The 14276-nt window shown below is 73.7% G+C and carries 10 protein-coding genes; 2 read left to right on the forward strand and 8 right to left on the reverse strand.

The annotated features are described in order from the left end of the window. Positions 1–105: 105 nt before the first annotated feature. Both ACFZBD_RS07940 and ACFZBD_RS07945 read right to left on the reverse strand, forming a co-directional pair. Positions 106–1656 carry an AMP-binding protein gene (locus ACFZBD_RS07940; RefSeq protein ID WP_391137296.1) on the reverse strand — a complete coding sequence of 517 codons (1551 nt, stop codon included), beginning with the start codon at positions 1654–1656 and terminating at the stop codon, positions 106–108. Beyond that, positions 1656–2762 carry a nitronate monooxygenase gene (locus tag ACFZBD_RS07945; RefSeq protein WP_391137299.1) on the reverse strand — a complete coding sequence of 369 codons (1107 nt, stop codon included), beginning with the start codon at positions 2760–2762 and terminating at the stop codon, positions 1656–1658. The genes ACFZBD_RS07940 and ACFZBD_RS07945 overlap by 1 nt, the downstream gene beginning before the upstream one ends. Before the next feature lie 171 nt (positions 2763–2933). Between ACFZBD_RS07945 and ACFZBD_RS07950 the strand changes: the two genes are divergently transcribed. Beyond that, positions 2934–4745 (forward strand): serine hydrolase, encoded by a 1812-nt coding sequence (locus ACFZBD_RS07950; protein WP_391137302.1) that lies wholly within the window; start codon positions 2934–2936, stop codon positions 4743–4745. Positions 4746–4767: 22 nt separating this feature from the next. Here the strand turns inward: ACFZBD_RS07950 and ACFZBD_RS07955 are convergent, their stop codons facing one another. The 6 genes from ACFZBD_RS07955 to ACFZBD_RS07980 form a co-directional block, all read right to left on the reverse strand. After that, positions 4768–5802 (reverse strand): proline iminopeptidase-family hydrolase, encoded by a 1035-nt coding sequence (locus tag ACFZBD_RS07955; protein WP_391137304.1) that lies wholly within the window; start codon positions 5800–5802, stop codon positions 4768–4770. A 70-nt stretch (positions 5803–5872) separates the two neighbouring features. Then, a complete protein-coding gene (locus ACFZBD_RS07960) occupies positions 5873–6781 on the reverse strand; it encodes a LysR substrate-binding domain-containing protein (protein ID WP_391137308.1) in 909 nt (302 codons plus the stop codon). Positions 6782–6830: 49 nt separating this feature from the next. After that, positions 6831–8030: a glycine C-acetyltransferase gene (locus ACFZBD_RS07965; protein WP_391137309.1), complete on the reverse strand. Its 1200-nt coding sequence runs from the start codon at positions 8028–8030 to the stop codon at positions 6831–6833. A gap of 55 nt (positions 8031–8085) precedes the next feature. Next, on the reverse strand, positions 8086–9120 hold the full coding sequence (gene tdh / locus ACFZBD_RS07970) for an L-threonine 3-dehydrogenase (protein WP_391137311.1): 1035 nt from the start codon (positions 9118–9120) through the stop codon (positions 8086–8088). Between the two features lie 183 nt (positions 9121–9303). After that, positions 9304–10842, reverse strand: a complete 1539-nt coding sequence (locus tag ACFZBD_RS07975; RefSeq protein WP_391137314.1) for an FAD-dependent oxidoreductase — start codon at positions 10840–10842, stop codon at positions 9304–9306. A gap of 205 nt (positions 10843–11047) precedes the next feature. Then, positions 11048–13405, reverse strand: coding sequence for a tetratricopeptide repeat protein (locus ACFZBD_RS07980; RefSeq protein WP_391137317.1), 2358 nt, complete (start codon positions 13403–13405; stop codon positions 11048–11050). 325 nt (positions 13406–13730) lie between these two features. Here ACFZBD_RS07980 and ACFZBD_RS07985 point away from each other — a divergent pair, with 325 nt between their 5' ends. Continuing rightward, entirely contained in the window at positions 13731–14276 is a 546-nt protein-coding gene (locus ACFZBD_RS07985; protein ID WP_391137319.1) for a DUF1707 domain-containing protein, read from the forward strand.

The raw sequence follows: 14276 nt of genomic DNA on the forward strand, positions 1-14276 counted from the left end.
CCATAAGGGTCGGGGGGCCGGGGCGCACGCCCCGGCCCGGCTCACCCGCCCGGCCCGACTGACCGCCCGGCCCGGCTCACCCGCCCGGCCCGGCTCGTCCGCCCGCTACACCGACCGGTCGCGGCCCTCCCAGTACGGCTCGCGCAGCCGTCGCTTGTAGAGCTTGCCGTTGGGGTCGCGGGGCATCGACAGGATGAAGTCCACGGATTTGGGGCGTTTGTAGCCGGCCAGCCGCCGGGCGCAGTGGTCGAGGATGTCGGCGGCGAGGGCGTCGCCGGGCTCGTGTCCTTCGGCCGTCTCGACGACGGCCTTGACCTCCTCGCCCCACTCGGCGTGCGGGATGCCGAAGGCGGCGGCGTCGGCGACCGCGGGGTGGGCGAGGAGGGCGGCCTCGATCTCGGCCGGGTAGATGTTGACCCCGCCCGAGATGATCATGTCGATCTTGCGGTCGCGGAGGAAGAGGTAGCCGTCCTCGTCGAGGACCCCGAGGTCGCCGACGGTGAAGAAGTCGCCGATGCGGCTCTTCGCGGTCTTCGACGCGTCCTTGTGGTAGGTGAATCCGCCGGTGGTCATCTTCATGTAGACGGTGCCGAGTTCGCCGGCGGGGAGGCGGTTGCCGTCGTCGTCGAAGACGGCGAGTTCGCTGATGGGCCAGGCCTTGCCGACCGTGCCCGGCTTCTTGAGCCACTCCTCGGCGGTGGCGAAGGCTCCGCCGCCCTCGCTCGCCGCGTAGTACTCCTCGACGCAGCCGCCCCACCAGTCGATCATGTCCCGTTTCACGTGTTCGGGGCAGGGCGCGGCGCCGTGGATAGCGTGGCGCATGGAGGAGACGTCATAGCGGCCGCGCACCTCCTCGGGGAGGGCGAGCAGGCGGTGGAACTGGGTGGGGACCATGTGGGTGTGGGTGCAGCGGTGGGTGTCGATCAGCCGCAGCATCTCCTCCGGCGTCCACTTGTCCATGAGGACCAGGGGGTGACCGATGTGCAGGGCCGCCGCGGCGAACTGGAGGACGGCGGTGTGGTAGAGCGGTGAGCAGACGAGGTGGGTGTTGCCGTCGAAGGGCCGGATGCCGAAGATGCCGAGGAAGCCGCCGAGATGGGTCTCCTCGGGGAGCTTGCCGGGCAGCGGGCGGCGGATGCCGCGGGGGCGGCCGGTGGTGCCGGAGGTGTAGTTCATGACCCAGCCGAGGGTGCGGTCCTCGGGCGCCGTCGCGGGGAAGCCCGCGAGGAGCTCGCCGTACGGGCGGAAGCCGGGGATCGCGCCGACCGCGTGGCGGCGGCCGGCGGGCAGTCCGGCCTCGTCGGCGGCGGCGGTCGCGGCGGAGGCGAAGCGTTCGTGGGCGATGAGCACCTTGGCGCCGGAGTCGGCGACGATCCAGGCGATCTCCGGGCCCACCAGGTGGTGGTTGACGGGGACGAGGTAGAAACCGGCCTGGGTGGCGGCGAGGTGGGCGGTGAGGAACTCGACGCCGTTGGGGAGGACCACGGCGAAGGCGTCGCCCCGCTCCAGGCCGGCCGCGCGCAGTCCGTGGACGAGCCGGTTGGCGTCGGCGTGGAGGCGTCCGGCGGTCCACTCCGTGCCGTCCGGTGCGACCAGGACGGTACGGGAGGGGTCGGCGGCGGCCTGGGACCAGAATCCGTTGGGCGGCTGGCTCATCACTCGCTCCGTCCTGCGATGCGGTTGACGCGGTCGACGGCCCGCTCGAAGCCGCGGGTGAGCTCGTCGAAGACCTGCTGGACGCTCCGTTCGGAGTTCATCCGGCCGACGATCTGCCCGACGGGTGTGCCGAGCAGGGGGCCGACCTCGTACTTCTGGATACGGGAGACGGCCTCGGCGACGAGGAGGCCCTGGAGGGGCATGGGGAGGGTGCCGGGCCCGTCGGGGTCGTCCCAGGCGTCGGTCCATTCGGTGCGCAGCTGGCGGGCGGGCTTGCCGGTGAGCGCGCGGGAGCGGACGGTGTCCCCTGAGCCGGCGGCGAGGAGCTTGGCGGTCAGGGCTCGGGAGTGGAGTTCGGCCTCGGTGGTGGTGAGCCAGAGCGAGCCGAGCCAGACGCCCTGGGCGCCGAGGGCGAGGCCGGCGGCGATCTGTTCGCCGCTGCCGATGCCGCCCGCGGCGAGGACGGGCAGCGGGGAGACGGCGTCGACGACCTCGGGGGTCAGGACCATGGAGGCGATCTCGCCCGTGTGGCCGCCCGCCTCGTACCCCTGGGCGACGACGATGTCGATCCCGGCGTCGGCGTGGTGGCGGGCGTGCCGTGCGCTGCCGGCGAGGGCGGCGACGAGGACGTCCCGGTCGTGGGCGCGGGCGACGACGTCGGCGGGCGGGGAGCCGAGCGCGTTGGCGAGGAGCTTGATGGGGTAGTCGAAGGCGACGTCGAGCTGGTCGCGGGCGACCTGTTCCATCCAGCCGGTGATGCGCCACCCGGAGGCCTCGCCCTCGGCGAGTTCGGGGACGCCGTGCTTGGCGAGGGTCGTACGGACGAACTTCCGGTGCCCCTCGGGGATCATCGCCTCCACCTCCGCCTCGCTCACCCCCTCGACCTTCTTGGCCGGCATGACGACGTCGAGGCCGTACGGCAGCCCGTCGGTGTGCTCCTGCATCCAGTCGAGGTCGCGGGCGAGCTCGTCGGGGGCGGTGTAGCGGACCGCGCCGAGGACGCCGAATCCGCCGGCTCTGGTGAGGGCGGCGGCCACCGCGGGGAAGGGCGTGAACCCGAAGATGGCGTGCTCGATCCCCAGCTTTTGGCTCAGCTCCGTCTTCATGGGCGGCAGGATGCCGCAGCGGAGCGGACGAGGGAAGAGAGATTCTGATGCCACGTCAGATTCTTTGCGGCACCGACCGCTTCCTTGACGCCCTCCCACCCCGGTAAGAAAGTTTCAGATGTGATGGGTGTTCCCGAAGGATTCTTTCAGTGGCGTGGGAGAGGGTAGGGGATGACGGAGGAAGCGACAGCGGGCGCGCCGGGCCGGGGCGTCGGCCGCCGGGTGTTCGGCGGCGGGCTGCTGGCCCTGGGAGGTGCGGTGATGGTCGGCTCGATTCCGGGGGCCGCCGCCGCCTCCGGGGCCGCCCGTGCGGGGCGGCCCGGCCCGGCCGGCAGGACCACGCTGCGGTACGGCTCCGCGGCACGCGCCGGGCTGCTTCCCGGGCCGCTCGACCGGCTCGTCGCCGAAGCCGAGACGTACCTCGGCCCCTCCCCCGTCCACCCCTGGTACGCGGGCGCGGTGCTGCTCGCCGGGCGGGGCGGAACGGTCGCGCTGCACCGGGCCATCGGCTCGGCCGTACGGTACGCGCGCTACGACGAGAAGACGGACACCGGCGTCGAACTCCCCGAGGAGCGGCGGATCGCGATGGCCGAGGACACGGTCTTCGACCTCGCGTCCGTCTCCAAGCTGTTCACCTCGCTCCTCGCGGTCCAGCAGATCGAGCGCGGGGCGCTGGGGCTGGAGGCGAAGGTCACGACGTACCTCCCGCTGTTCGGCGGGGGCGGCAAGCAGGACGTCACGGTCCGTCAGCTGCTCACCCACACCTCGGGGTTCCGGGCCTGGATCCCGCTCTACAAGGAGCCGACGCGGGAGGGGCGGCTGAGGCTGCTGTGGAACGAGGTGCTCGCCGCCCCGCCGGGAACGGCGTACCTCTACTCCGACCTGAACCTGATCACGCTCCAGCTGGTCCTGGAGGAGATCACCGGCCGCCCGCTGGACGTCCTACTCCGCGAGGAGATCACCGACCCCCTCGGCATGCGCCGCACACGGTTCAACCCGCCGCCCTCCTGGCGGCCGCGGATCGCGGCGACGGAGGACGCCCGGCTTCCCTGGTCCGGTCTCGACCGGGGCATGGTGTGGGGCGAGGTCCACGACGAGAACGCCTACGGCATGGGCGGGGTGGCCGGGCACGCCGGGGTCTTCTCCTGCGCATGGGACCTGGCGGTGCTGGCCCGCACGCTCCTCAACGGCGGGGCGTACGGCCGCGCCCGGATCCTCGCCCCGGAGTCCGTGGAGCTGATGTTCACCGACTTCAACACCGCGTTCCCGGGCGACGAGCACGGCCTCGGCTTCGAGCTCCACCAGCACTGGTACATGGGCGCGATGGCCACCCCGCGTACGGCCGGCCACACCGGTTTCACCGGCACCAGCCTGGTCCTGGACCCGACCACCGACGCGTTCCTCGTCATCCTCGGCAACTCCGTCCACCCCGTGCGGACCTGGCGCTCCGGCTCGGCGCCCCGGGTCGCGGCGGCCGACGCGCTGGCCCGCGCCGTGCCGGTCCGCCCGGCTCACGGCCGGACGGCCTGGTTCTCGGGGATGGCGAGCGCCACGACCGCCACGCTCGCCCTTCCCGCACTGCCGCCGGGCGCCGCGCGGCTGCGGTGCGCCGTGTGGTGGGACACCGAACCCGGCGCGGACGCCGCCTTCCTGGAGGCGTCCCGGGACGACGGCGCGACCTGGGGGCCGGTGCCGTTCACCACCGTACGCAGGGGCGAGGAGCCCCGGCCCCGGCCGTCCGGCTCGGTGGGCGGCTGGTCCGGACGGGTCTGGTACGAAGCGGCCGCCGACCTCACGACCTGGGGTGCCGCCTCCGTGCGCCTGCGCTGGCGGTACACGACGGACGGGCGCTACGTCGGGCGTGGGGTGTACGTGGACGGGCTGCGGGTCCTCGACGGCGCGGGGCGGCCCCTTTTCGACGAGACGCGGGCGGCGGACGCGGCCCGTATCGACGCGGTGGGGTGGACCAGGTCGGCCGACTGAGCAGGGCGGGGACGGGCGCCGCTCAGCGGTGCCCGGTATCGGTAACGGTATCGGTCGCGGCCTCGGCCTCCGCCTCCGCCTCCGCCTCGGTGAGGAACTCCTCCACGACGCGGCGGTAGCGCTCCGGCTCCTCGACGGAGGCGAGGTGGGCGCTGTCCTCGAAGAGGACCCACGCGGCGCCCGGGATGGCGTCCGCCAGGGGCCGGACGAGGTCGGGCACCACCACGTCGTGGCGTCCGGAGGTCAGCAGGACGGGCAGGTCGAGCTCGCCCAGCCGGGCGCTGACGTCCCAGTCCTTCAGGCTTCCGGTGACGTTCCACTCCGGGCCCCACAGCGCCGCGTTCACCTCCTCCCGCAGGGTGAGGACGGAGCGCACGACGTGCTCGGGCCAGGGGTCCAGACGGCACAGCCACCGCTGGTAGAAGGCCATGGCCGCGCCGAGATAGGCGTCGTCGTCGGTGGTGCCCTCCGCCTCGCAGCGGTCGATCACCTCGCGCACCTCCGGAGGAAGGGAGTCCTTCAGCCGCCGCGCCTCGGCGGCGTAGGCGGGGGCGTCGGCGATGGGGCCCGCCAGCACGAGGGAGACCACGCCGGAGGGTTTGCCGAGCATGTACTCCAGGAGCACCTGGGTGCCCCAGGAGTGGCCGAGGAGGTGGACCCGGTCCAGTCCGAGGGCGCCGCGGACGGCGTCGATCTCGGCGACGAAGGTCTCCATCGTCCACAGGGCGGGGTCCTCGGCCGTCTCGGACCGGCCGCAGCCGAGCTGGTCGTAGAAGACGACGGTCCGGCCGCCCCCGGGAGGACCTCCGTCGGGGTGGGCGCCCGCGTCCTCATCGCCCTTTCCGGGGCCCGCGTCCTCGCCGCCGCTCCCGAGCCGGCCGGGGCCCGCGTCCTCGCCGGCGAGGGCGGCGAGGTCCTCCAGATAGTCGTGCGGCAGCCCGGGCCCTCCGTGGACCACGAGGAGCGGCACCTTCTCCCCCGCCGACGGCAGCGGGCCCACGGCCTGGTACCAGGTGTGGAACCCGCGGAACGGCACGGTCCCTTCGGTCACGGCCATGGCGCCTCCTGAGAAGATCCGGCAGCCCTTCCATGATGGGCGGGCCGGCGGCGGGGGCGCACGCCGTGGATCAGCCGGCGGGCTCCGCCGCCGCGCGCAGCGCGGCCAGGACCGGGCTGATCAGCGGATGCTCCTCGGCCCCGCGCCGGACGGCGGCGAAGACCCGGCGGGTGGGGGCGACGCCGTCGACCGGCCGGATGACGACATCGGCGAGTTCCATGCCGCGGAGGGCCGAACGCGGGACGAGGGCCACGCCCGCCCCGGCCGAGGCGAGCGCGACGACGGCGCGGAAATCGTCGGAGGAGTGCTCCAGACGGGGGGCGAAGCCCGCGTACTCGCAGGCGAGGACAGTCACGTCGTGACAGGGGTTGCCGGCGGACTGGCCGATCCAGGCGTCCCGGGCGAGGTCGGCCAGCGCGACCCGCTCGCCGTCGGCGAGGCCGTGGCCGGGGGGCAGGACGGCGTCGAAGGGCTCCGCGTACAGCGGGACGCGGGTGAGCCGGGCGTCGTCCTCGCCGGGGGCGCCGCGGTACTCGACGGCGACCGCCACGTCGACCTGCCGGTCCAGGACCATCAGCAGGCTCTCGTCGCCCTCCGCGTCCCGCACCCGCACCCGGATGCCGGGCGAGGTGCGGGCGAGTCCGGTGATGGCCGGGGCGACGACCAGGCCGATGCCGGTGGCGAACGCGGCCACCGTGACCGTACCGGCCTCTCCGGAGCCGTAGGCCGCGAGTTCGGACTCGGCCCGCTCCAGCTGGGCCAGGACGGCGTTGGCGTGATCCAGCAGGATCTCGCCGGCCGGGGTGAGACGCGCCCCGCGGGCGTTGCGCTCGACCAGCCGGTGACCGGTCTCCTGCTCCAGGGCCGCGAGCTGCTGGGAGACCGCGGACGGCGTGAGGTAGAGCGCGGCGGCCGCCGCCGTGACCGTACGGTGGTCGGCCACCGCACGGAGGATGTGCAGCCGCCGCGCTTCGATCATTGACTCGGTCCCGTCCGGTCGGTCCTGCCGGCTCGTGACCGGTCGGGACCTAGTCTCGCAGGGCGGCGCGGGCGTCGACGAACGCGTCGACCGCGCGGTTGACGTCCTCGGTGGAGTGGGCCGCCGACAGCTGGACACGGATGCGCGCCTGGCCCTGCGGGACGACGGGGTACGAGAAGCCGATCACGTACACCCCGCGCTCCAGGAGCTGCTCCGCCATCCGCCCGGCCTCCGCCGCGTCGCCGATCATGACGGGGGCGATGGCGTGGTCGCCGGGGAGGACGTCGAAGCCCTCCTCGGTCATCCGCGAGCGGAAGAGCGCGGTGTTGGCGCGCAGGCGCTCGCGCAGCTCGCCGGCCGACTCCAGCAGGTCGATGACCTTCAGGGAGGCGGCGGCGATGACCGGGGCGAGGGTGTTGGAGAAGAGGTACGGGCGGGAGCGCTGGCGCAGCAGGGCGACGATCTCGGCGCGGGCGGCGACGTAACCGCCGGAGGCTCCTCCGAGGGCCTTGCCGAGCGTGCCGGTGATGATGTCGACGCGGTCCATCACGCCGTGCAGCTCGGGCGTTCCCCGGCCGCCGGGGCCGACGAAGCCGACGGCGTGCGAGTCGTCGACCATCACCATGGCGTCGTGGCGCTCGGCCAGGTCGCAGATCTCGTCGAGCGGGGCGACGTAGCCGTCCATGGAGAAGACGCCGTCGGTGACGATCAGCTTGCGCCGGGCGCCGCCCTCGGTGGCCTCCTTGAGCTGGCGCTCCAGGTCGGCCATGTCACGGTTGGCGTAGCGGAAGCGGCGCGCCTTGGAGAGGCGGATGCCGTCGATGATGCTGGCGTGGTTGAGGGCGTCGGAGATGACGGCGTCCTCGGGGCCGAGGATCGTCTCGAAGACTCCGCCGTTGGCGTCGAAGCAGGAGGAGTAGAGGATCGTGTCCTCCTGGCCGAGGAACGACGACAGCCGCGCCTCCAGCTCCTTGTGGACCTCCTGCGTGCCGCAGATGAAGCGCACGGAAGCCATGCCGTAGCCCCAGCGGTCGAGCGCCTCGTGGGCGGCGGCGATCACCTCGGGGTGGTCGGCGAGCCCGAGGTAGTTGTTGGCGCAGAAGTTGAGCACCTCGCCGGGCCGCCCGCCGGAGGTGACGGCGACGGTGGCGGACTGCGGGGTGCCGATGACCCGCTCGGGCTTGTGCAGGCCGGCGGCGCGGATCTCGTCGAGGGTGGTGCGGAGATCGTCGCGGACGGAGGAGAACATCGGAGGGCTCCTGGGAGGTGGAGAGGCGGGAGGGGGCGGGGACGGCGACCGGCTTCTAGTCCGTACCGCTCCAGTCGAGGATGATCTTGCCGCCCTTGCCGGAGGCGGCGTCGTCGAAGGCCGCCTCGAAGTCGCGGTAGTCGTACCGGCCGGTGATCACCGGGGAGAGGTCGAGGCCGCCCTCCAGGAGCACCGACATCGCGTACCAGGTCTCGTACATCTCGCGGCCGTAGATGCCCTTGATGGTGATCATCGAGGTGACGATCTTCGCCCAGTCGACGGAGAAGTCCTCGGCGGGCAGGCCGAGCATCGCGATCTTGCCGCCGTTGGTCATGTTCGCGACCATGTCGCGCATCGCGCGCGGGTTGCCGGACATCTCCAGGCCGACGTCGAAGCCCTCCTTGAGGCCGAGCGTGCGCTGTCCGTCGGCGATCGTCTGCTCGGCGACGTTCAGGGCCAGCGACACGCCCGCCTTGCGGGCGAGGTCGAGGCGCTCCTCGCTCACGTCGGTGATGACGACGTGGCGGGCGCCGGCGTGCTTGGCGACGGCGGCGGCCATGATGCCGATCGGGCCCGCGCCGGTGACCAGCACGTCCTCGCCGACGAGCGGGAAGGAGAGGGCGGTGTGCACGGCGTTGCCGAAGGGGTCGAAGATCGCGGCGATGTCGAGGTCGACGGGGACGCGGTGCACCCACACGTTGGACGCGGGCAGGGCGACGTACTCCGCGAACGCGCCGTCGCGGCCGACGCCGAGGCCGACGGTGGCGCGGCAGAGGTGGCGGCGGCCGGCCAGACAGTTGCGGCACTTGCCGCAGACGAGGTGACCTTCGCCGCTGACCAGGTCGCCGATCCGGATGTCCGCGACGTCACGGCCGGTCTCGACGACCTCGCCGACGAACTCGTGGCCGAGGGTGAGCGGGGTGGCGATGGTCTTCTGGGCCCATCCGTCCCAGGAGCGGATGTGGAGGTCCGTCCCGCAGATCCCGGTCCGCTTGACCTTGATCAGTACGTCCGCGGCGCCGATCTCCGGCTCCGGCACGTCCGTGAGCCAGAGTCCCGGCTCCGCCTTCTGCTTGACCAGTGCCTTCAATGCCGTGGCTCCCGACGTACGAGTCCTGTGAGTGAGGGGGTCCGGGCGCGGTTTCACGCCAAGATCCCCACAGGAGAATCTTCCGTACGCCGGGCCCGAGGTCCATCGAGGTTTTCTTAAGCACGGTCGCAGATCAGCTTCACGTCCTCGGCGGGGGCGCGCCGACGGGCGGTCGCCGGGGTGTCACCGCCCCAGCGCCGCCATCGCCGCGTTGTGTCCGGGGATGCCGCTGACCCCGCCGCCCCGGACGGCTCCGGCGCCGCACAGCAGCACGTTGGGGTGGGCGGTCTCGACGCCCCATCGTCCGGAGCCGTCCTCGCCGTAGGGGAAGGAGAGGTCGCGGTGGAAGATGTGGCCGCCGGGGAGCCGCAGATCGCGTTCCAGGTCGAGGGGGGTCTTCGCCTCGATGCACGGGCGGCCGTCCGCGTCGAGGGCGAGGCAGTCGGTGATCGGCTCGTCCAGGACCGCGTCGAGCTCCGCCAGGGTCGCCTTGAGCAGGTCGGCGCGGGCGGTGTCGTGGTCGGCGGCGAAGAGGCGTGCGGGGGTGTGCAGTCCGAAGAGGGTGAGGGTCTGGTAGCCGCGCGCGGCGAGGTCACGGCCGAGGATCGTGGGGTCGGTCAGGGAGTGGCAGTAGATCTCGGAGGGCGGGGTGCTCGGCAGCCGGCCGGCCGCCGCTTCGGCGTAGGCGGTCGCCAACTGCCCGTACCCCTCGGCGATGTGGAACGTCCCGGCGAACGCCTCGCGCGGGTCGACGGACCGGTCCCGGAGCCGGGGCAGCCGGGTGAGCAGCATGTTGACCTTGAGCTGGGCTCCTTCGGCGGGCGTCGGGGCCGTCTCGCCGAGGAGGGCGGCGAGGGTCTGCGGGGAGGCGTTCACCAGCGCGTGCGTGGCCTCGACCGCCCCTTCGCCCTCCGCCGTGCGGTAACCGATCGCGGCACGGCGGCCGTCCGTCTCGATGCGGGTGACCTCGTGCCCGGTGCGGATCTCGGCGCCCGCCGTGCGGGCGGCGTCCGCGAGGGCGTCGGTGAGCGCGCCCATGCCGCCGACGGGGACGTCCCAGTCCCCGGTGCCGCCGCCGATCACGTGGTAGAGGAAGCAGCGGTTCTGGAGCAGGGTCGGGTCGTGGGCGTCGGCGAACGTGCCGATCAGGGCGTCGGTGAGGACGACGCCCCGGACGAGGTCGTCGGCGAAGGTCTCCTCGACCGCGGCTCCGATGGGCCGCTCGAACAGCATGCGCCAGGCGGTCTCGTCGTCGACGCGGGCGCGCAGTTCGTCCCGGGTGGGCAGCGGTTCGGTAAGGGTGGGGAAGACGCGCTCGGCGACCTGGGCGGTGCGGCCGTAGAACGCCTGCCACGCCTCGTACTCGCGGTCCGATCCGGTGAGGGCGGCGAAGGAGGCGCGGGTCCGGTCGGGTCCGCCGCCGACGAGGAGCCCGCCGTCGCCCTTCGGGGTGTACGAGGAGACGGACCGTTTCCGCACGGCGAACCGCAGTCCCAGTTCGCGCACGATCTTCTGCGGCAGGAGCGAGACCAGGTAGGAGTACCGGGAGAGGCGGGCGTCGATCCCGGCGAAGGGCCGGGTGGAGACGGCGGCGCCGCCGGTCGAGCCGAGGCGTTCCAGGACGAGGACGGTGCGTCCGGCGCGGGCCAGGTAGGCGGCGGCGACCAGTCCGTTGTGGCCACCGCCGACGATGACGGCGTCGTACGAGCGCTGTGCGGTCATGTCCCTTGCTAACACGCGGCACTCCCGGCGCGGAACCCCGCCCTCCGCCCGGGGAACCGGGCGTGGGAGGGGCCGAAATCGATTGGCGAGGGACGTCGGGGACGGGGGTGAGGTGGCCACAGCGGGGTCGGGGTGAGGTGGCCACACGGATGGCGGGGCGGTAGCGGCCGGGGGGTCAGGGGGCGGGGCGGCGGCGGCCGTGGGGTCAGGGGGCCGGGTGGCGCAGGGCCGCGACCCTGCGGTACAGCTCCACGGCCTCCGCGTGGCGGCCGAGCCGTTCCAGGCAGTGCGCCTCGTCGTGACGCCCGGTGAGGGTTTCGGGGTGTTCGGCACCCAGCGCCCGCTCGCGGACCTCGGCGACCTGCCGGTAGGCGGTCAGGGCCTCTTCCCAGCGGTCCAGCCAGCCGAGACAGACGGCCACCTCGCGGCGGCTGAGCAGCGCGTCGGGGTGCTCGGCGCCGAGGACCCGCTCGCGGACGGCGCACACGTCCCGCGCCTCCGCCAGGGCCTCCTCCCAGCGGGCGAGGCGACCGAGGTTGACGCCGAGGCCGTGCCGGGCGCGCAGCGTCTCGGGGTCCTCGGGGCCGTGGATCCGGGTGCGGTCGGCCACCAGGTCGCGGTAGAGCTCCAGGGCCTCGGCGCCGCGGCCGAGCCGGCCCAGGCAGATGCCGACTTCGTAGCGGGCGGCGAGCGTGGCCGGGTGGTCGGGGCCGAGGACGGAGCCGCGGGCCGTGGCGACCTCGCGGTAGCCGTTCAGCGCCTCGGACCAGCGGCCCAGCCGGCCCAGGGTGGAGGCGACCTCGTAGCGGGTGACCAGGGTGTCGGGGTGGTCGGCGCCGAGCAGCCGGGCCCGCGCCTCGGCGACCTCCTTGGCCAGTCGGTACGACTCCTCCGTCCGGCCGAGACGGCCCAGGTTGAAGGCCAGGTTGTGACGGCAGCGCAGGGTGTCGGGGTGGTCGGGGCCCATGGTGCGTTCGCGGGAGGCGAGCACGGAGGCGTAGACGTCGTGCGCCTCGAAGTGCCGCCCGAGGCGGCCCAGGACGTACGCCGTCTCCTGGCGCGCGGCGAGGGTCTCGGGATGGTCCGGCCCGAGCGCGCGGGCCCGCCCCTCGGCGACCCGGGCGAACTCGCGCAGGGCGTCGGCCGGGCGGGAGAGCCTGCTGAGCGTGAAGGCGAACTCGTACCGGCTGGCGAGGGTGTCGGTGTGGTCGGGCCCGAGGACCCGCTCGCGGTCGTGCGCCACGGAGCGGTGGACGTCGCTCGCCTCCTCCCAGCGGCCGAGCCGGCCCAGGCCGAGACCGGCCCGGTGCCGCCCGTCGAGCACGGCGATCAGCTCCGGTGGGGCGGCGGGGTGGGCGGGCTGGGGGCCGGAGGGGGTCGGCGGCAGGGCCGGGGGCACGGCGGGGGACGCGGTGGTCCACTCCCCCGTGAGCCCGACGGCCGGGTCGTAGACCGGTTGCCGCAGCGCGGCGGAGCCGGCGGTCGCCTTGTGGCCGACGGTCATGCCCCGCGTCCAGGAGGGCAGGAGGGAGGAGCCGAGCGGGGTCGCCGTCGCGGTGGCCGTGGCGCTGGTGGTCGCGTCCGGCGTGGCCGACGCCGTCGTCGTGGGCCCGGGGTGCGGGAGGGTCCGCGTGGTCGTCCCGGTGGCGGCCCGGGCGGCCGGTGTCGGGTGGAACGCCGTGGCGGGCCCGTGAACGGCGGTCGGGACGGGGCCCGTTCGGGCGGTGAGGATCCGGCGGCGCAGATCACCGGCGTCGGTGGGCCGCCCGTCAGGCGTCTTCGCCAGCAGGTCGAGGACGATCCGGTCCAGATAGTCGGGCAGTTCCGCGCGGTGGGTCCGCAGGGGGCGCGGCGGGGTGTCCCGGTGGCCGACGAGGACGGCCCAGGCGTCGTCGAGGTCGAACGGCGGTGCGCCCGTGGCGATCTCGTACAGCACACAGCCCAGCGAGTAGAGATCGCTGCGGTGGTCGACCTCGCCGCCGCTGATCTGCTCGGGTGACATGTAGTGCGGCGTCCCCATGGCGATGCCGGTGCCGGTGAGGCGTGAGGTGAAGCCGATGTCGGCGCCGAGGCGCGCGATCCCGAAGTCGCAGATCTTCACGGCGCCGTCGCCGAGCCGCATGATGTTGGCCGGCTTGAGGTCCCGGTGCACGATGCCCTGGCGGTGGGTGTACGCCAGGGCGTCGGCGACCTGTTCGGCGATGTCCACGACGTCGGGGACGGGCAGCGGATGCTGCGCGTTCTCCTCCAGGAGCTGGCTGAGGTTCCGGCCCTCCAGCAGCTCCATCACCAGGAAGAGCACGCCCTCGGACTCGCCGAAGTCGTGGACGACCGTCACGCCGCGGTGCTGGAGGGAGGCGGCGACCCGTGCCTCGCGCCGGAAGCGTTCGCGGAGGACCCGTGTGAAGTCGGGATCCCGCTGGGGCCCCAGCGGCTTGAGGCACTTGACCGCGACGCGGCGGCCGAGCGACTCGTCGGTCGCGCGCCACACCTCGCCCATGCCGCCGCGCCCGATCACGTCGTGCAGCCGGTAGCGGCCCTGGATCAGCCTGGTTTCCGCCATCTCGTGGTGTCGCCCCCGTCGATTCGTCGCACCCTCCCCGGCCCGTCCAGTATGGCGGCCGGTCTGCGGAGTTTGTACGGGGCGGGGGCGCACGGCCGTCGGCACGGGCCGGCCCGGGCCGCGCCGTCCAGGACACGGACCGGAGGCGACACGCGAGGGGCGGGCCGACGGCCGGACACGACACGCCGGGCCGGGCGGAGCCCTGTCCGCGTGGCGAGCGGCGGCGCGGGCCCGGGCGGGAGGGGCCGTCGAAGGTTCGCTCAGTCTCCGATCGCCGTGCGCGCTCGCCATGTTCGTACCGTCCGCTCGGTCCTAGAGTGAGACGGTGACCTCTCTCCCGGACTCCCCGTCGTCGCCGATCGGCGAGGACGCGCGTGACGCGGCCGTCCAGCGACTGCAGGAGGCGTACGCCCAAGGGCACCTCTCGCACGAGGAGATGGACGAAGGCCTCGACCGCGTGCTCACCGCCACCACGCGCGGCGACCTCGTCGCGGCCACGGCCTCCCTTCCTCCGGAGAGCGCGGGCACGACGTCCACGATCGCCGTCGCGGCCGGACGGATCCGTCGCCGCGGCGCCTGGCGGGTGCCGCGGACGCTCAAGGTCGAGTCGGCGTTCGGGAGGGTGCGCCTCGACCTGTCCCGGGCGGTGTTCGAGCACCCGGCGGTCGACATCGAGCTGCTTCTCGGCACCGGCAAGGCCAGGATCACGGTGCCGCGCGACGCCGTCGTCGACCTCGACGACCTGCACACGGGGTGGAAGGACTCTCGTTACACGCCGCCTCGCCGCCCCGGCCCCGGCGGTGGGCCCAGGATCCGGATCTCGGGGACGCTGGGGTTCGGCCGCCTGAAGGTCCGCCACGCCCGCCGCTGA

The organism is Streptomyces sp. NPDC008121 (assembly GCF_042957155.1).
Classification (GTDB): domain Bacteria; phylum Actinomycetota; class Actinomycetes; order Streptomycetales; family Streptomycetaceae; genus Streptomyces.